At 41.4% G+C, this 16,972-nt stretch carries 21 protein-coding genes; all 21 read left to right on the top strand.

The features are described 5' to 3' along the window. Positions 1-19: 19 nt before the first annotated feature. The 21 genes from CLU97_RS03985 (at position 20) to CLU97_RS03890 (ending at position 16,970) form a co-directional block, all read left to right on the top strand. Positions 20-340 carry a DUF2190 family protein gene (locus CLU97_RS03985; protein WP_121486793.1) on the top strand — a complete coding sequence of 107 codons (321 nt, stop codon included), beginning with the start codon at positions 20-22 and terminating at the stop codon, positions 338-340. After that, on the top strand, positions 333-665 hold the full coding sequence (locus CLU97_RS03980; protein WP_147436441.1) for a hypothetical protein: 333 nt from the start codon (positions 333-335) through the stop codon (positions 663-665). The genes CLU97_RS03985 and CLU97_RS03980 overlap by 8 nt, the downstream gene beginning before the upstream one ends. Further along, complete coding sequence (locus tag CLU97_RS03975) at positions 665-1,123, top strand: Gp37 family protein (RefSeq protein ID WP_121486791.1); 459 nt, start codon at positions 665-667, stop codon at positions 1,121-1,123. The genes CLU97_RS03980 and CLU97_RS03975 overlap by 1 nt, the downstream gene beginning before the upstream one ends. A gap of 6 nt (positions 1,124-1,129) precedes the next feature. Beyond that, entirely contained in the window at positions 1,130-1,291 is a 162-nt protein-coding gene (locus CLU97_RS23550) for a hypothetical protein (RefSeq protein WP_183084510.1), read from the top strand. A 1-nt stretch (position 1,292) separates the two neighbouring features. After that, positions 1,293-2,708, top strand: a complete 1,416-nt coding sequence (locus CLU97_RS03970; RefSeq protein ID WP_121486790.1) for a phage tail sheath family protein — start codon at positions 1,293-1,295, stop codon at positions 2,706-2,708. A gap of 6 nt (positions 2,709-2,714) precedes the next feature. Then, positions 2,715-3,239: a phage major tail tube protein gene (locus tag CLU97_RS03965; protein WP_121486789.1), complete on the top strand. Its 525-nt coding sequence runs from the start codon at positions 2,715-2,717 to the stop codon at positions 3,237-3,239. Positions 3,240-3,462: 223 nt separating this feature from the next. Beyond that, positions 3,463-3,813, top strand: coding sequence for a hypothetical protein (locus CLU97_RS03960; protein ID WP_121486788.1), 351 nt, complete (start codon positions 3,463-3,465; stop codon positions 3,811-3,813). A 139-nt stretch (positions 3,814-3,952) separates the two neighbouring features. Further along, on the top strand, positions 3,953-6,133 hold the full coding sequence (locus CLU97_RS03955) for a phage tail tape measure protein (protein ID WP_121486787.1): 2,181 nt from the start codon (positions 3,953-3,955) through the stop codon (positions 6,131-6,133). Next, positions 6,130-6,981, top strand: coding sequence for a phage tail protein (locus tag CLU97_RS03950; RefSeq protein WP_121486786.1), 852 nt, complete (start codon positions 6,130-6,132; stop codon positions 6,979-6,981). Before CLU97_RS03955 ends, CLU97_RS03950 begins: the two co-directional genes overlap by 4 nt. Beyond that, positions 6,981-7,202 (top strand): tail protein X, encoded by a 222-nt coding sequence (locus tag CLU97_RS03945; RefSeq protein ID WP_121486785.1) that lies wholly within the window; start codon positions 6,981-6,983, stop codon positions 7,200-7,202. Before CLU97_RS03950 ends, CLU97_RS03945 begins: the two co-directional genes overlap by 1 nt. Beyond that, complete coding sequence (locus CLU97_RS03940; RefSeq protein WP_121486784.1) at positions 7,190-8,251, top strand: phage late control D family protein; 1,062 nt, start codon at positions 7,190-7,192, stop codon at positions 8,249-8,251. The genes CLU97_RS03945 and CLU97_RS03940 overlap by 13 nt, the downstream gene beginning before the upstream one ends. 43 nt (positions 8,252-8,294) lie before the next feature. Continuing rightward, complete coding sequence (locus CLU97_RS03935) at positions 8,295-8,780, top strand: hypothetical protein (RefSeq protein WP_147436439.1); 486 nt, start codon at positions 8,295-8,297, stop codon at positions 8,778-8,780. Next, a complete protein-coding gene (locus CLU97_RS03930; RefSeq protein WP_121486782.1) occupies positions 8,780-9,001 on the top strand; it encodes a hypothetical protein in 222 nt (73 codons plus the stop codon). The genes CLU97_RS03935 and CLU97_RS03930 overlap by 1 nt, the downstream gene beginning before the upstream one ends. A 51-nt stretch (positions 9,002-9,052) precedes the next feature. Then, positions 9,053-9,970 (top strand): GPW/gp25 family protein, encoded by a 918-nt coding sequence (locus tag CLU97_RS03925; RefSeq protein ID WP_121486781.1) that lies wholly within the window; start codon positions 9,053-9,055, stop codon positions 9,968-9,970. Continuing rightward, the gene (locus CLU97_RS03920; RefSeq protein ID WP_121486780.1) at positions 9,970-11,073 is read left to right on the top strand and encodes a baseplate J/gp47 family protein; all 1,104 of its coding nucleotides are present in this window, start codon (positions 9,970-9,972) and stop codon (positions 11,071-11,073) included. Before CLU97_RS03925 ends, CLU97_RS03920 begins: the two co-directional genes overlap by 1 nt. Next, positions 11,066-11,698 (top strand): phage tail protein, encoded by a 633-nt coding sequence (locus CLU97_RS03915; protein WP_121486779.1) that lies wholly within the window; start codon positions 11,066-11,068, stop codon positions 11,696-11,698. Before CLU97_RS03920 ends, CLU97_RS03915 begins: the two co-directional genes overlap by 8 nt. Before the next feature lies 1 nt (position 11,699). After that, positions 11,700-12,140, top strand: coding sequence for a hypothetical protein (locus tag CLU97_RS03910; RefSeq protein WP_121486778.1), 441 nt, complete (start codon positions 11,700-11,702; stop codon positions 12,138-12,140). Between the two features lies 1 nt (position 12,141). Then, a complete protein-coding gene (locus CLU97_RS03905) occupies positions 12,142-13,119 on the top strand; it encodes a phage tail protein (RefSeq protein ID WP_121486777.1) in 978 nt (325 codons plus the stop codon). Position 13,120: 1 nt separating this feature from the next. Further along, the gene (locus tag CLU97_RS03900; protein WP_121486776.1) at positions 13,121-14,500 is read left to right on the top strand and encodes a hypothetical protein; all 1,380 of its coding nucleotides are present in this window, start codon (positions 13,121-13,123) and stop codon (positions 14,498-14,500) included. Between the two features lie 244 nt (positions 14,501-14,744). Then, positions 14,745-15,578 (top strand): DNA adenine methylase, encoded by an 834-nt coding sequence (locus tag CLU97_RS03895; protein WP_121486775.1) that lies wholly within the window; start codon positions 14,745-14,747, stop codon positions 15,576-15,578. A gap of 855 nt (positions 15,579-16,433) precedes the next feature. After that, positions 16,434-16,970, top strand: coding sequence for a T9SS type A sorting domain-containing protein (locus CLU97_RS03890; RefSeq protein WP_228437515.1), 537 nt, complete (start codon positions 16,434-16,436; stop codon positions 16,968-16,970). The last annotated feature ends 2 nt before the right edge of the window (positions 16,971-16,972 follow it).

Genomic DNA, 16,972 nt, shown 5'->3' with positions numbered 1-16,972 from the left:
TTAAAATTAACTGTTGAATATGAAAAACTATATCGAAAAAGGAGAATTTCTCCACACCGTTTTAGAAGATACCGTAAAAGGAGGTGATCTGGTCATCAAAGAAGACACAATAGGGGTAGCCGTTTCAGATGGGAACGGAATAGATCTATGCGCTGTAGCCGTTGAGGGCGTCTTTGAACTTCCTAAAGCTACAGGGGTCGCTTTGAGTCAGGGGAAAAAAGCATACTTCATTTCTGCTGACAAAACCGTTACCGGCGTGGCTTCAGGCAATACACTCATCGGCTACGTTTGGGAAACGGCTGATGCCACTAACCCTGTAGTAAGAGTGAAAATTGGATAATGTATTTGACTCCTTCAAGGCTCAGACATTCGATGTTATTGCAACGACTATGGGATATGATGCCCAGTGCAGAGGAATCACAGCAAGAGTACTTTTCAACCATCCCAGTGAAAATGAAAAACTCTCCGAACATAACTATGATTATGACCGTCCTACTTTAGAATTTAAAGTGAATGACTGGAAAGGAATCCGGGAAGCTATTGAGCGAAAAGAAGATGTTCTGATCACAGTGAGAGGAAAAGAATATTACGCTATGAAAATCATAGGCGATGATCGTATCGCCCAAGATGGAGACACCTATAAAGTACTACTAGAAGAAGCATAATGAATTACCAGGCAGTAGAATCAGAACTCGCACATCAGATGCAAGCAAATACTGATTTATCTGCAATAGCAGATATTACAGTACTTCCGGAAGATATTACACAATACAAAATACCGGTTGTGAATGGTTTAGTGACCGTTGTTTTTATGAGTGAAATCTTTGATAAAAATCAAAGTATCGGCCCAATATCACAGCACAGCACCGCGACCTTTACGATCAGCATTCAATCCAGAAGATTAAGAGGACCTAAAGGAGTGTACGCCATTTCAGAACTCATCAAGCAGTCCTTGATGGGGTTTACCCCTACAGATTGCGGAGCGGTTTCTTTAGGGGATTTTGCTTATGTAAACTACCAGAATGATGTCTGGGAATATTCCCTGTCGGTAGCATGCAGATCACTCAGAACACAAATCCTCCCCCAATCTGTTGATCCTCCGCTATATGATCAACCCCAATAATAACATATGAAAAAGTACATCTATAAAGGTCTTGTTAAAACGACACTTGGCGGCTATATTGTTGTTCCAGGCTCAGTCATTGAGCTCCCAGAAAAAGACGAAAGAGTAAAAAGTCTCCTGGCACAGGGACTCTTAGAATTAGTAGAAACCAAAAAACAAACAAAATAATATGGCAGCAAATTATCTGCACGGGGTAGAAACACTCGAAATGAAACAGGGCACCAAAACCATACAGGTGGTCAAATCGGCCGTAATAGGTCTGGTGGGTACTGCCCCTTCGGGTGAAAAAAACACCCCTATTCTGGTGAATTCAGAGAAAGATGCAGCGCAATTTGGGAGTACAATATCCGGATTTTCTATTCCCGGGGCTTTAGAGGCTATTTTCAACCAGGGAGCCGGAACAGTCATCGTAGTCAATGTTTTTGATCAGACCAAACATACTACACCGGTAACCGATGAGTCTTTGAAAGTAGAAGACAGAGCCCTGAAATTAACCTACCCTCCCCTGGATACGGTCATCATAAAAGATGCTGACGGCAACCCCGCAGACTATGTGCAGGATGTTGATTACAGCATCGATCCTTTTGGAAACTTCAAGGCATTGACTCCCCGTATTGCCGATGGAATATTTATCAAATTTTCCTACAAAAGACTCGATGAGACTAAAATTACAGCCAGCGATATCATCGGGGAGATCAACCCCGCCACCGACCAGAGAACCGGACTCAAATGCCTGGAACTTGCTTACAATCTTTTCGGGTTTTCTCCAAAAATCATCATTACCCCTACCTTTTCAGACGACAGTGCCGTGGCTGCTGAACTGATTTCCACCGCTGAAAAAATGCGTGCCATATGCTATCTGGATGCCCCCTATGCCACTACCGTGCAAGAAGCTATTAAAGGCAGAGGACCGGAAGGAACCATCAACTTTAACACCTCCAGTAGTAGAGCTGAGCTGCTATACCCGATGATGAAAGTTTTTAATACACAAATAGAGAGCGAGACGCTCTTTCCGTATTCCGCATTCCTGGCAGGCGTGAGAGCTAAAGTGGATCACCAGGAAGGCTATTGGGTCTCGGAGTCCAACCATGAAATTAAAGGAATTACAGGAATTGAAAGAGAGATCAGTGCCGGTATCTCCAATAGCAACAGCGATGCCAATCTTTTGAATGAAAAAGGAATTACTACCGTATTCAATTCTTATGGAACCGGGTACAGAACATGGGGAAACAGAAGCGCAGCATTTCCTGCCAGTACAGCTTCTGATAATTTCATTGCCGTAAGGAGAACAGCAGATGTCATTAATGAAAGTATTGAACAGGCATGCCTGCAATTTGTAGACCAGCCCATCACCCAGGGATGGATTGACTCCGTCAGGGAAACCGTGAACGCCTTCTTAAGAACACTACAGGGACGAGGAGCCATCATAGACGGGGTATGTAAATATTTGCAAGAAGATAATCCCCCAACACAGCTCGCACAGGGACATGTTACATTCTATGTGGACTTTATGCCGCCAACACCGGCCGAAAGAATTTCTTTTACTTCCCTGATCAATATTAATTATCTAAGCTCTTTAAAATAACATAAAATGGCGCAAAAAATTACAATAGGAAGGCTCACCAATGCCAATATCTATGTCGATGGTGCAAGCCTTTTGGGGCGTGTTGAGGAATTCCAATGCCCTACCCTCACCTTTAAACAGTCCGAACATAAAGCATTAGGAATGAATGGTACCATAGAATACTATTCAGGGATCGACAAAATGGAAGGTTCCATGAAGTGGACCTCTTACTATCCTGAGTTTTTAAAGAAAATGGCCAATCCATTTAAGGCCGTAAGAATCCAGGTAAGGGGAAGTTTGGAAGAATACCAGGGCGGGGAAAGAATAGCACAGACTCCTGCTGTTGTTTTCCTTACCATTCAACCAAAGAATTTTCCCCTCGGAAATTTTCAGCAGCATGATAATGTTGAGCTTTCCACAAACTATGGATGCACCTATGTCAGACTGGAAATCGGTGGGCAGGTCATTACTGAAGTCGATGTAGAAGCCAATATATTTAAAGTCGATGGGGAGGATCTGTTAGCGGCTTACAGACAAAATTTAGGAATTTAATCCCTTTTTTATAGCGTAATAATAAAATTAAACACACAAAACCCACTAAAATTACGATTCAGTCCGTTAAAAAACATTTAGAGCCTGTTTAAATTTTAGTGGAAAATTTTGTTAAAGCATTTCCGTGAACTTCCTACAAAATCCATTCAGGAGAAACCTGTCAAATATTTGGCAAGTTTTTTTTCTGCTTTCTTTCCTAGTTTTGAGCTTTGAACAAAGTATTATGAATAAAGAAATTTTCCCAACAGAGCCCAGCGAGGATGGCTTTTTCTACCAAAGTGAAGAGGAGAAAAACAGCGGTATATTAACAAAGATATACGACAACGGAAGTGAAGTAAAACACCTTGAACTCAAGGATGGCCGAAAAGCTTCGGTGAGAAAACTTAAGGGGCGGGATTTTGTCGAAACCAAGAAAAGAATGCAAAACGATCCTGCCGGTGATTTTGAAACCATCAATATGAGTGTTGCCACCACCATAGAGGGAAAACAGCAGCCACCGGAATTTTATCTCGATGATCTCTTCCAGGATGATTATGCAAAACTCATGATCGCATTTTCCTCATTAAATTTTTAATAGGGCTCAGGGAAATAGCCTTTACAGCGCACTTCTATGGCATATCACCATTAGAGGTAGAACAGTGGTACAGCCGGGAGATATACCTTTATTATAGAGAAGCGGTTGCCATTCATAATACCTTAAATTCTATCGAAGAATGAATCATGCAGCAACCGCCGTAACCCTTTTACTCAGAGCCGATATTTCAGGCGCAGAGTCAGCCATCAGACAACTTGACAGATCTTTCTCCGGCACATTAAGCAGAATCAATGCACAGGGACAATCCTTGATCAATAAGGGAAAGAAAATGCAGGAGGCAGGCCTTTCCAACATGGCTGGAGGTGCTGCCATGCTCGCTCCTTTAGGTTTAGCCGTAAAACAGGCCATAGAATTAGAATCAAAAATTGCCGATGTGGCCAAAGTAACCAATGATGATTTTGGAAGTAAAGGGTTTACTGAATTAACCAATAATGCCATCGCTGTTTCTAATCTATACGGAGGGGCTGCTACCAGTGTAGCAGAACTCATGGCCGAATTGGCAGCAGGAGGCGTGGCCAAAAAAGAAATTGATGGAGTGGCAAGGTCTGCCAGTAAGATTTCTTTCGCCTTTGACATGGCAGCAGGTGAGGCCGCCAAAGGCTATATGGTCATTAAAAATGCCATGGGCATTACCCTAAAAGAAACCGATGCCGTAATGGATGCCATGAACGCTGCCACCAACAAATTTGGAGGTAAAGCTTCCAATTTGGTGACTTTTATGGCCAAGGGCGGAGCCTCTGTAGCCAGTACATTAAAAGTTTCAGGAACTCATATGCAGGCCTTTGGGAATGCCCTGCAGGTTGTAGGACAAAGCGGTGAAGAGTCCGCAACCATTATGAAAAGATTCCAAAAAGCCATCATCGGAAATAAGGAGCTAAGCGCGATGTTTGTTAAAGCAGGCGGCGGAGCAAAAGGACTCATCGCTATTTTGGAAAAAGCAAAAGCCAGCGGTAATGCCTTTAGCTGGCTCAATAAAAGAGATGTCGGTGAATACAGTAACGCGGTAGCTCAATTAGCTGCCAATATGGATACAGCAACCGGAGTCAGAAACCAGCTCAACTTTCTCTCTAAAAATTCCAATGTGACAGGCAGTGTTCAAAATGAAGCCCAGAACCGCTTAAAAACAACAGGTGCACAATTGGAAATCCTAAAACAGCAAACCATCAATGCCGGTATTAAAATAGGAGGCGCCTTATTACCCTCCCTGATGAAGCTGGCTCAGGCTGCAAAACCACTCATAGACAACCTTTCTAAATGGATAACAGAAAATCCTAAATTAGTGGAGGGTATTGTAAAAATCATTGCAGCCATTGCCGCTCTAAAGATAGGAGTCGGCGCCTTACAATTTGGACTTGGAAGTACGATCACCACGATAGGAAAATTTATCACTGGCGGAAGTAAGGCACTAAGTGCCATTTCTAAGTTTTCCTCAACAATAGGACCGCACATCGGTAAAACTTTCACAGTAGTGGGCAGAGTTTTTACCAGTATAGGCCCCGCCGCCATAAAAGCCGCTATGGGTCTGGGAAAAGCATTCAGGGTTATTGGGATCGCTTTTTCCACCGTGTCAAAATTACTCATCGCAAATCCCTGGATACTCGCACTGACCGCCATTGCAGCAGCAGCCTATCTTATTTATAAAAACTGGGATAAGATTTCCACCTGGTTTTCTAAATTATGGACCAAGGTAGCCGCTGTTTTCCGTTCCTATATTAAACTCATATCCGCTCTTCTGATCAAATTCACCCCTGCAGGACTGATCTATAAACATTGGGATAAGATAAAAGGATGGTTCTCCTCACTCTGGGGCACTCTAAAAGAACTCTTTAATAAAGGACTGGAAGGGATTCAATTTTTATTTTTGAATTTCACTCCGCAGGGGCTGATCTACAAACACTGGTCTCCCATTACTGCTTTTTTCCAGAAGTTATGGGACAAGGTCAAAGAGATATTCGCTAAAGCGATCGGCTGGATAAAAAATTCTGCGATAGGACAATTAATCAGTAAGATATTAAGTGGCCTGCAAGGAGCCGTGAGCAGTACCCGTTCCGCTCTTGATTACGCCTCAAAAAATTCTCTGGACGCAACAATTAATCATGTGGGAGGCACTAAAGCGCTCCCTCAACCCAAATCGTATGCCCGAAATCTAAACAGCAGCATGAGCTTCGCGCCGGTGATTAACATAAGCGGCAGTATGGATCAGATCACCCAACAAAAACTCACCGCTCAGATGCGTAGAGATTTTGAAAAGCAAATGGCAGACTACAGTCACGGACAAAAAAGAAAAGGATTCGCATGATATTTCAATTAGGCAATAAAGAATTTTCAGGGCTTTACGCCCCGGAAAGCTGGTCTTATTCCGGAAACGAGGCCGTACTCTCCCAGTATGATTTGATAGGCTCCAAGCCAAGGCTTGAGTTGGGGAGTGAAACCCTGGAAGAATTATCCCTACAGCTCACCTTAAGAGCCGACTTCTGTAATATCAATCAGGAATTACAGGATTTTGAAACCTGGAAAAGCACAGGAGAAATATTACCGCTGATATTAGGCAATGGGGAGTATATCAACGATTTTGTACTCAAATCCGCAGCGAAGACCATCTCGCAGACTTTCAGCGATGGCTCCCCTATTGAGATCCAGGTTTCGCTGTCTCTCTTAGAAGTTGTCCCTGATGCTGATAAGAAAAAAATCAATGCAAGGAAAAATGCACGGGCTGTTGGAGATAAAGAGCAGATCAATAAGCTCCCCCCACAACCCAGAACATCAGAAGCACAGGCCCATAAAGCACTCATGGATGCCCAGTTAAAAGCATGGGAGGCCGCTGAGGCCGCCAATCAAACCCTCCAAGTGGACAATCCCGCGTCTTTATTTGACCCCGTGAAAAAAACGGTGGAAGAAGCTCAAAACAGCATGACCAAAGCAATAGATGCTATTTCCAAAACCCAGCAGCAGATCCATAATGCAGCCGGTATTATTTCAGCCCTTAACCACTCTATGGCTCAGCTCACAGAGGGTAAAAGTTTAATGAAAGAGCCTTTTAAACCAGAAGAGGTAAAAGTTTCTGTTTTGAATGTAAAGAACGGAATCAGGGCGGTTAATACCGCTTCTACCGTATTCACTAATGATATTATTCTAAGAAAAATATAATGGCCGATACGATTCAATATATCACGCAAGATGGAGAGAGATGGGATTCCATTTCCTGGAAAATGTATGGAACCGTGAGAGAAATTCCACGATTAATTTCTGCTAATCCCCAGGTGCCCATTTCTGAAAGACTAAAAGCAGGTACAGTGCTGGAGGTTCCAGTATTGGAAAGTTACAACCTCAAAGCCGATAAAGACCAATTACCGCCATGGAAACAATAGATCAGATATACATCAAAGTACTCTATAATGGTAAAAACATTACCGCAGATGTAAGCAAAAGCCTCATGTCTTTGGGGTATACCGATCATATGTCAGAAGCTGATACACTGGATATAACCCTGGAAGATTCACAGGGTAAATGGCAATCTGAGTGGTATCCGGAGAAAGGAGCCACAATTACCGCTCAAATCGGAATTTTAGGAGCTGAGGTCTTAGATTGCGGAATCTTTGAAATTGATGAGATTGAATTGTACGGCAGCCCCGATGCAGTCAATATACGCTGTATCGCAGCCGGATTTAAACAGGGACAGAAAAGAACCCTAAAAAGCCATGTTCACGAAAAGAAAACCCTTTCTCAGATCGTGCATACCATCGCAGCAGATCTAGGATTGAAAGTCATTGGCTCTATCAGTAATATAACAGTAGAAAGGCTCGTGCAGCAGAAAAAAGGCAATCTGACCACGCTCAAAAAACTCGCTTCCAGATACGGCTATACCTTCAATGTCAGGGATCAGAATTTAATTTTTATTAAAAACGAAGAATTGGAGGGTAAACAGGCCGTAGCCTATTTCGATAAAACGGATCTAATCAGCTTCTCTTTAACGGATAGAACTTTTGGCACCTATAGCTCCGCATCTATCCGATTTCACAATCCGGAAGCAGGATCCATTATTGAGTATAAGACCTCTGAGGGAGGACTTCCCAATGCTGATGATATCCTGCATTTAGAACAGAGCGTAGATAGTATCGAGCAGGCACAGCAGATGACAAAATCAGCCCTCCGGGAAGCTAATAAAATGCAGCAATCAGGAAATATTTCCCTTCCCGGATCTGTGGTTCTAATAAGTGGCAATATCATTTCCCTGCATCGCCTGGGAAGACTTTCCGGGGATTATCTGATCAAAAGTGCTTCTCATACCTTGAGCAGTACCAGCGGCTGGCTGGTAGATGCAGAGATCTATAAGGTAGGAGGTAAGGAGGAGCTAGAAAAACAGACCGAAAGAAATACCCCGAAAAAAATAAAAAAGACAGCAGCCAGTAAGTTTTAATGATAAAGCCAACTGGAGAATCCTTAAAAAATTGACCACCACAATGCTAAAATTCGGATTTATAACAGAAATAGACCACGCTAAAGGGTGTGTCAGAGTGAACTTTGCCAGCGATCAGATCGTCAGCAATCCCCTGCCGGTATCTGTACCGGCTTCAAAAAAGGACAAATACACATTCCCATTTTCAATCAATGAGCAGGTATGGTGCCTGATGGATGAAAACTGTGAATTCGGAGTCGTGGGAGGGGCCATCTATTCCCGAAAAGATAAGCCGCCACAAGGAGCCCGTGAAGATAAGCTCATCACAGAAATGAACGATGGTAAATTTAGACTGGAAATTGATAAAGCAAGCGGGAAATTCAAGATCAGCAATCCGGAAGTTAGTTTTAAGGAATTGTTTGAGGACTTAAAAATACTCATTGAAAACCTCAAAGTCAAAACATCCTCAGGACCCAGCGTAGGACTCCTGCCCGATACCATAGAGCGATTAAACCAGTTCGAACAGAAATACGAAAAAATACTATCCTGATGCCATTAGATAAAAATACATTAAAAACCGAAATTAAAGCCATTCTATCTGATATGGAAAGCAAAGAAACGGACAGCAAAGAAGAATTTGCCCAAAGACTCTCAGAGGCTATTGATGCATTTGTTAAGAGCGCTACGGTAACAGTTGCTGCCGGAATTCCGGTAACAACCTCCGGTGGCTCTGGATCCACCTCAGGGGAAGGGACAGGAACCATCTCATAAAGGCAAATATTCAGCAAAAATTTTCCCACAACAAGGCATTAAGTTTGTCCTATGCAAGTAAGCGATATCCCTACAAAAAACTGGCAGTTAGACCTTAACAATACAGGTAAGGTGGTCACCGGATATGATGATATTCAGCAGTGTATTGCTCTTATTCTCAGTACACGCAAAGGCGAAGATCCCCTGAGACCGGATTTTGGAAGTGATATCTGGAAATGGCTCGATAAACCCCTATCAGCATCAATTCCCAACATGAAAAGAGAAATCATTCAGGCCCTGCAATCATATGAACCCAGGATAACCATTGAAAAAATTCTTCATGAGCTGGATACAACAGAGGGTAAAAGCAATGTTATTTTGGGTATTATCTACAAAACCGGAGAGAATTACACGGGTACCTTTCAGTATTCCCTGAAACAGGACACCACGCCTTTGGCTCTTTCCGCTTCCTACCTGCCTGATGCATTCCTGTATTTCATTGAGATGTCTTTAGAGGGTGGGGAGGTTACTCCAGCGAGTCCACAAAATGGTTTCCTGTCTATTAATGAAATGATGAAATGGGTTCATCAATTTTGGGGAAATTTTGGCAATTGGTATCTACTCATCCAGGAAAACAAGGTGATTGTGTATATCAATACCCAATTAGGAGCATCCGGTAAACTAGCCATCACAAGTGTTACTGGTGAATTACACGCACCATTTCCAGAGAGATACGATCTTATGAATTACAATGTTGTATTAAAGAAAGAGGGGAAAAGAATATCGCCATGGCCATCAGAAGGTTTTGAGACAGAAAATGAAGCGTTGAATTTCGTAAGTCAGCAATACAAAGACTATGGGAAGTGGATCTTGAAAGACAATTATTTAGTGCTCATAGCAAGTGAGCCTTTAGATGGCTATACGTTAGAAATTAACCTATTAACAAAAGGGGCTTTTAGCTCTGATTTTAATGAAGACTTTGAAATATAATGGAAGCACCTGAATTTATAGATATAGACCCTGAAACCATTATCCGCGAGATAAAATCGGACTACGAGCAGATGACCGGGCAGACCCTTTATCCCGGACAGGTAGAACAATTGCTGATTAATGCCTTGGCCTATCGTGAAGTATTATTAAGAACACAGATCCAAAACGCCGCAACACAGAATCTGGTCGCCTTCAGCTCTGCTCCCTTTTTAGATTTCCTGGGAGATCTGGTCGGCGTAAAAAGACTTCCACCTTCTAAGGCTTTCGTTCAGGTAAAAATGAAATGTACGCCAGGACACGGAGTTCTCACCATACCAAAGGGCATCAGAATTCAGTCTAATAATACCGGGGAGGTATTTGCTCTCATGGAGGATGTCATCCTTCAGGCTGATGAAGATGAAAAAACAGCATCACTTGTCAGTGTGAATAACGGCGCACAGGCTAATGGATTGAATCCCGGGGAAATATCAATCATATTGGACCCTCAGCCTTATCTGTATTCTGTCACTAATATCAATACCTCCACAGGAGGAAGTAATGAAGAATCGGACGAAGCTTTGCGCCAGCGTATTATGCTGGCCCCACAATCATTCAGCAATGCGGGAAGCCGCGGAGCGTATGCTTTTTTTGCACGCAGCGCCAATGCGGCAATTATGGATGTAGGAATCACCTCCCCTGTTCCGGGACAGGTTAATATTTATCCATTAATGAAAGATGGAGAATTACCCAGCCAGGGCATTTTAGATGAAGTAAAGATGGCATGTAACGATGAAAAAGTACGGCCCCTCACAGACACAGTTATCGTACTGCCCCCTACCGCTAAAAGTTACCAGATTGATGTTGATCTCACATTAATCACAGGGGCTTTAAGTTCGGAAGTTATCGCTATGGTACATGATAAACTCATCAATTATGCCAGCAGCAGGAAGATGAAAACAGGACTTGACGTGGTTATCGAAAAAATTATAGGAGAAGCCATGAAAGTAGATTCTGTGTATGAGGTTAAGGTAAATTCACCTTTATCGACAATCCTTGTCGGTGAAGATCAGGTGGCCCTATGCTCGGGGGTCAATGTTAAAGTAACAGGATATAGCGATGAATAATCTCCTGCCCGAGAGCTTGCAGCAACCCCATATTATCGCTTTTGACCTTTTGGCCAAAAAGCGTTTTAATGCCATAGAGCTAGATACTCTGCTCGTATATATGATTGATTCCGTACCGGAATCAGTCCTAAGAACATTAGCGATTCAGTTTGATCTCATGGGCTACAATGGATGGAAACTCGCAGACACCACCGAAAAGAAAAGAGACCTTATCAAAAGAGGAATTGAGCTTCACAGGTATAAAGGGACGCTCTGGGCCATCAAAGAAGCCCTGAGAACAGTCGGATTTCCCGATGCAACCATTACAGAGCATGTAAACCACTGGGCAGGATTTACCATTGAACTGGGTATTGGACAGAATGCTGTAGATCCACAGCGTATTGAAGATGCTCTGGCCATGGTCAAAGCCTATAAGAATGAACGCTCACATCTCATGGGATTTGAATTTAAACTCGATTTCGATGAGGATCTTACAATAAAAGATGACAGCTACGAAGCTCCCGGAATAGAAAGTGAAGACGCGGTATTCTTAGGGGGTGACTTTACATACGATGGAACCTACACCTACAATGGTGAAAAAAATTACAACAACGATAATGATGTTTTAGAAATCATAATAAGCTGATATGAAAGAAAATATAGTAACAAAAGGATCCCTGGAAATCATTGTAAAAGATTCGGCAACACGACAAACCCTGGAGCGGATGAGCGGTGATAATCTTATTGTTTCCGGAGGAATCATCAACGTAGCCAAACTACTGGGCGGAGATCTTTCCGGGAAAAGTATTTCCAAAGTAGGTTTTGGTGAAGGCCTCGCCGATCCCTCCCCACAAGACAATGCCCTGGTCAATGGGTTCTATAAAAATATAGATAGCGTTACCTACCCTTCCATGAGTAAGGTACAATTTACTTTTTCTTTAGCTGCTGGGGAGGCCAACGGACTCAAAATTACAGAGCTGGGACTTTTTAATGCAGATCTGGTCATGTTTTCAAGAAAAACCAGACCGGAAATACTCAAGACATCAGCAATTATTTTAACAGGAATCTGGACCATAACAATTAACTAAAATGGGAGTTTTACAGGAATCAGCAGAGTGGGAAAAAAGCATCTATCAGATAGAACAGTCGGATGTAGTACGGGGAGGTGATCCCCAGTCCGGAGGAATTGCCAACCGACAGGCTCAGCAGCTGGCCAATAGAACGAAGTATCTTTATGATCATTTCAGCAAAAGAAAATCTCTAACCATCAAGCAGGTTTCACAGAGCATTCAATTGACTTTGCCTGATATCGTGGATAAAGACGTCGTTTTGGATATTACAGCCAGCGGCAAAGTGGTAACAGTAAATACTTCAGGCATTACTGAGGGCCAGGTTATGTCTTTCACCGCACTGGGGACAAACAGAAATGCCGTAAAAATAGAAACCGGAATCCCCATAGAAGCAACTCCCGATGATGAGTTTAAAACAGATTTGTGGTTACATGGCGGAGAAAGCTTTTCAGCAGCATTCTACGGAGGTAAACTCTATCTGACCAGTGGAAATATTCATCTGGAAAACATTGGCGAAGTACGCTATGGATATACCCCGCAATCTTTCTCTCTCCCGGCAAACGGCACTCTTGTTAACCGAGCGGATTTCCCAAGACTTTGGCAAATGGTCAGCAAATATTCCAAGATCGTTACAGACTCCCAGTGGCTCAGTGGCAGTGGTTTAAACAGCGGATATTTTTCTTCAGGCAATGGTACTTCTACTTTCAGGGTGCCGGATTTACGAGGTCTTTTCATTCGTGGATTAGACGCTGGAAGGGGCATAGACCTGGACAGAAATTCAGCAAACATTCAGGACGGATCTTTCCAGGCAGATGCTTTAAAAAAGCACAAACACCTCATTACCGATGTTCATCCCTATGATGGATTTGCACTGCTGGGAGGGGGATTTAATGGCGGAGGAAATAACTTTAAATGGAGAAATACTGAAACCCAGGAAGCAGGAACCTATGAAACAAGACCGCAAAACATAGCACTAACACCTTATATAAGATTTTAAGATGGATACAACGAATATTAAAAATAAGATCAACCTAAACATCAAAGACAATCAGGCCAGAGAAATTACCGCCGAAAAAGTCAGGGACGTGCTGTATTATATAGTGGATGAGTTTAATGATAACTTTGTCGATGAAAAAGGCATTGATGGAAAACTCGATAAAACAACACAGACTGTTTCAGGTCCTGATACCGTTTTTAAGTATGCCTATATTCTTGACCAGGATAATAATGTCAGAAGAATGCTCGCCGGTGATCTGGGAAAAAATGTTGCCAATTCAGCATTGACATCCGTTCCTGGAGCCGGACTCACATTAGGAGCAAACTGGACCCTAAATACAGCAGGATTCTATTATTACCTCAAAAATTTGCCCGATAAATCTATCGATTCAAATTTTGTTAGAATGAGGGTCCAGGATTCAACAGGCCAGGAGGCATGGAGTAACGGGAAAAATATCGTCTTACGTTTTCCCTCTCTGGCAACCGATGCCGAAAAAACAACCTTCAGAAATGGACTCAAACTCTCAACGGAAAACTTCTCTACCGGAACCCCAAGAATTGATGTCCTACTCCTTCCTTTTATTGACAATACAAAGAACTTCATTCAATATACAACACTCGTAGGAGTCAATCTATTTGTGGATAATGTTACCCCAAACGCCTATATCAAAATTAAAAGAATGAAGGATATAAACGGTACAAATCTTCCAGAACCTGAAACATATGATGTGGATAATTTCACTGTACTGCAGAATTTCCCCAATAACCTGAATTTTGGAATCAACTGGAAAACAAAGCCAGAAGGATATTACCAGGTTTTTGTAACCCATAATGGTATGACAAACGCAAGCTCCCCGGAATTAATCGTAAAAGAAGGATTAACTTACAGCCAGTTTACAGGGATAACAAACTGGCAGAAAGCTTCAGGAGGGGATTCTTCCGTAAATGACACAGCCATTTCATCTGGATCGCAAAACACCCTCTATTACTCGGATAATTTAATAAGTACCGCCGAAGTGAATGCCGGTTTTATGGCCTCATTTTCTTTAAATAACCAATTAACCAACTATGGAGCCAACTTCGTTAACTTTTGGAGATGCGGGTTAATCGGCAACGGGGATAGCGTATTCTATGGAGTCCAGTACTACGATGGCGGGGGAATAGGAATGTTACCTGGCACTACATTGGCCATAAGAAACGATACTTTTCATATTGCCTATTATAATGGAGTCGTCTATGTCATCGCCGAAGGAAATGGCAAAACGTATCAACAGTTTAACAGTACTTACAATTTATACCCGAAAAGGTTTGTTTTCCAACTAGGCGGAGGAGGACAAGGCTCTATCAGTATGCAGTTACTGGGAAAAATTCTATTGTCTTAACAGGTACGAACATTTAAACGTACCCGAAAATATTCAAAAAATTACCTTTTTACAGTCAGTTTGTTCTGCACATTAGGTAAATACCTTATAAAGTGGGATTATAAGCTGACTACATTATATGCCATTCTAACAAGTAGTAATCTCGTTTTTTGACAGCATTGCCTATGCCCAAAAAGATGAACAAAAAAACTCAGAAGCTATTACAGAGATGCTAATATATTAATCGTTTAATACAATAATCACAATGAAAAATTATACTCAGGCTCCTTTGCCTTTTCAGGGACAGAAAAGAAAATTTTTAAAACACTTTAAAGAAGCTTTAAAAGAATTCTCACCCAATGCTACCTATGTAGATTTATTTGGTGGATCGGGACTGCTCAGCCATACTGTGAAAAATTTCTATCCGGATGCAACGGTTATTTATAATGATTTTGATAATTACACATTACGCATTGAGAATATTGATAACACCAATACTTTACTGGCTGATATTCGGGCAATCTGTTCTAAAAATACCAATAGAAAAGACAAAGAAAGACTAAGTGATGAGCTTCGCTCTAAAATTATTGAAAGAATAAGCCATGAGCAAGGTTTTATCGACTGGGTGACCATATCATCATCGTTACTGTTCTCCATGAATTATGTGACAAACTTTGAACACCTGAAAAAAGAAACATTCTATAATAGGCTGCGATTAAGTGATTATTATGCAGAGGGCTATCTTGAAGGGGTAAACACAACTAAAAAAGATTATCGTGATTTATTTGCCGATTATAGAAATAATACAGATGTAGTATTTTTAGTTGATCCTCCCTATCTCTCAACAGATACCACAACATACAACCGTAATGATTATTGGAAATTGTCAGACTATCTCAATGTACTCAAGACTATTGAAGATACATCTTACTTCTATTTTACAAGCAATAAAAGCCAAATTACAGAGCTTTGCGAGTGGATGCAGCAGCATGGATACTGCAGAAACCCTTTTGATGGAGCTAAGACCATAACCGTAGGAACACAGCTGACTTACAATGCTGCCTATAATGATATAATGATCTATAGAAATAATTTTTAAACAGTATTTCAATTCTATTTAAAGCATCCCAAATGGATGCTTTTATTATATATAGAAACAACAAACATAACAATAAAGCCGGATCGGTATTTCCCGTTTTTGTTTGGCCAATTATAAGTTCAAAAAATATCTCTATATTAGCACCCATAATTTTAACGAAAAAAGCGTAGGCTCTGTCGAATAGGTTAAAGAAAACTAGGAATCTTCTCATACAACCAAATTTGATAGACTTACGCCCATGTCCTATACTGGGCACTGGGCGGAGTCTCTCTGGTTGTAGGGTATCCTAGTACCTCTTTAACGGATTGACTTTTGCTCCGTGCCTTTCTTTTTATAAAAAATAAGAAAATTTTCCGGAGTTGTGATATTATGCGTCACGTTTTGTCGTCGCGTCGTGATAGCTTTGCATTAACATATAAGAATGAAATTAAACTCTAATAAAAGCATATGAATATATTTTGATTTTTTCCCGTAAAAATCCGGAATAAAAATACCGTGATTTTACGGATTGTCAGAAATAGCAATCGTCCATAAGTTCGCTTCTGGAAAAAATAACAACAAATGAAAGAAAAGAAATTCTGTTCCCACACTTAATTTCTTAAATGCACCATAATTAAGGACTTACCTCCTGATTTCTCTGTGCAGCTTTACAACCTAAAGTCCCTATGGACTAAAATATAAACAGATCCTGATGGTAAAAGTCAGGCTACTCATGTCGAACCTTAAAAACAAGAAATATGAAAGTATTTTACCTGTCAGGATAAGTCCTTCCTGTCGCATGAAAAGCCGTTAAATACGGTATTAATTCTCATTTATTGGGATTACTACATCTAATTTCAATTTTAAAACAAAAAAATGAAAAATCTTTATTTGAGTACATCTTCTGAATGTACCGCTCCGGGCAAGTCGGTCCGGAAAACCATAATACAAAGGAAAATACTTCCTTTGCTTTCCTTACTGATTAGCTTTTGGGGATATTCCCAAACCGAAGTCTACTTCAAATACGATGAAGCGGGCAGCCAAAAATATCGTGGCCCTGAAAACGATCCTAAATTACAAACGAGTGCACTTTCAAAATCAGCACCACTAACCACTTCAATTGTACAGAATCCGGCCATAGATGAAAAGACCTTCTGGAAACAGGTACGGTTGTACCCGGTTCCGGTAAATGATTTTTTGACTATCGACTGGACTGAGGAAACTGACAATCTGATAGAATCAGTTTCACTCTATCAACATAGTACAGTTCACTGGAAATTTCAGCAGCAGAACTTACCAGAGCTAAACAGACAGCTCAAAATTAATATGTCAGGATATGACTGGGGAGTATACATACTGAGCTTCACTCTGAAAGACGGAAGGGTTTTCAGTAAAAACATCACTAAAAGATAATG

Source organism: Chryseobacterium sp. 7, assembly GCF_003663845.1.
In the GTDB taxonomy this organism is placed as follows: Bacteria; Bacteroidota; Bacteroidia; order Flavobacteriales; family Weeksellaceae; genus Chryseobacterium.
The sequence above is the reverse complement of the archived record's forward strand: the minus strand, read 5'-3'. Positions and strand labels throughout refer to the sequence as shown.

Bases quoted from the DNA above. Each gene is read 5' to 3' on its own strand.
- CLU97_RS03945 (WP_121486785.1), top strand. From the start codon at position 6,981: ATGGCCGATACGATTCAATATATCACGCAAGATGGAGAGAGATGGGAT.
- CLU97_RS03890 (WP_228437515.1), top strand. From the start codon at position 16,434: ATGAAAAATCTTTATTTGAGTACATCTTCTGAATGTACCGCTCCGGGC.
- CLU97_RS03905 (WP_121486777.1), top strand. From the start codon at position 12,142: ATGGGAGTTTTACAGGAATCAGCAGAGTGGGAAAAAAGCATCTATCAG.
- CLU97_RS03930 (WP_121486782.1), top strand. From the start codon at position 8,780: ATGCCATTAGATAAAAATACATTAAAAACCGAAATTAAAGCCATTCTA.
- CLU97_RS03925 (WP_121486781.1), top strand. From the start codon at position 9,053: ATGCAAGTAAGCGATATCCCTACAAAAAACTGGCAGTTAGACCTTAAC.
- CLU97_RS03915 (WP_121486779.1), top strand. From the start codon at position 11,066: ATGAATAATCTCCTGCCCGAGAGCTTGCAGCAACCCCATATTATCGCT.
- CLU97_RS03935 (WP_147436439.1), top strand. From the start codon at position 8,295: ATGCTAAAATTCGGATTTATAACAGAAATAGACCACGCTAAAGGGTGT.
- CLU97_RS03900 (WP_121486776.1), top strand. From the start codon at position 13,121: ATGGATACAACGAATATTAAAAATAAGATCAACCTAAACATCAAAGAC.
- CLU97_RS03920 (WP_121486780.1), top strand. From the start codon at position 9,970: ATGGAAGCACCTGAATTTATAGATATAGACCCTGAAACCATTATCCGC.
- CLU97_RS03910 (WP_121486778.1), top strand. From the start codon at position 11,700: ATGAAAGAAAATATAGTAACAAAAGGATCCCTGGAAATCATTGTAAAA.
- CLU97_RS03965 (WP_121486789.1), top strand. From the start codon at position 2,715: ATGGCGCAAAAAATTACAATAGGAAGGCTCACCAATGCCAATATCTAT.
- CLU97_RS03940 (WP_121486784.1), top strand. From the start codon at position 7,190: ATGGAAACAATAGATCAGATATACATCAAAGTACTCTATAATGGTAAA.
- CLU97_RS23550 (WP_183084510.1), top strand. From the start codon at position 1,130: ATGAAAAAGTACATCTATAAAGGTCTTGTTAAAACGACACTTGGCGGC.
- CLU97_RS03950 (WP_121486786.1), top strand. From the start codon at position 6,130: ATGATATTTCAATTAGGCAATAAAGAATTTTCAGGGCTTTACGCCCCG.
- CLU97_RS03955 (WP_121486787.1), top strand. From the start codon at position 3,953: ATGAATCATGCAGCAACCGCCGTAACCCTTTTACTCAGAGCCGATATT.
- CLU97_RS03985 (WP_121486793.1), top strand. From the start codon at position 20: ATGAAAAACTATATCGAAAAAGGAGAATTTCTCCACACCGTTTTAGAA.
- CLU97_RS03970 (WP_121486790.1), top strand. From the start codon at position 1,293: ATGGCAGCAAATTATCTGCACGGGGTAGAAACACTCGAAATGAAACAG.
- CLU97_RS03960 (WP_121486788.1), top strand. From the start codon at position 3,463: ATGAATAAAGAAATTTTCCCAACAGAGCCCAGCGAGGATGGCTTTTTC.
- CLU97_RS03895 (WP_121486775.1), top strand. From the start codon at position 14,745: ATGAAAAATTATACTCAGGCTCCTTTGCCTTTTCAGGGACAGAAAAGA.
- CLU97_RS03975 (WP_121486791.1), top strand. From the start codon at position 665: ATGAATTACCAGGCAGTAGAATCAGAACTCGCACATCAGATGCAAGCA.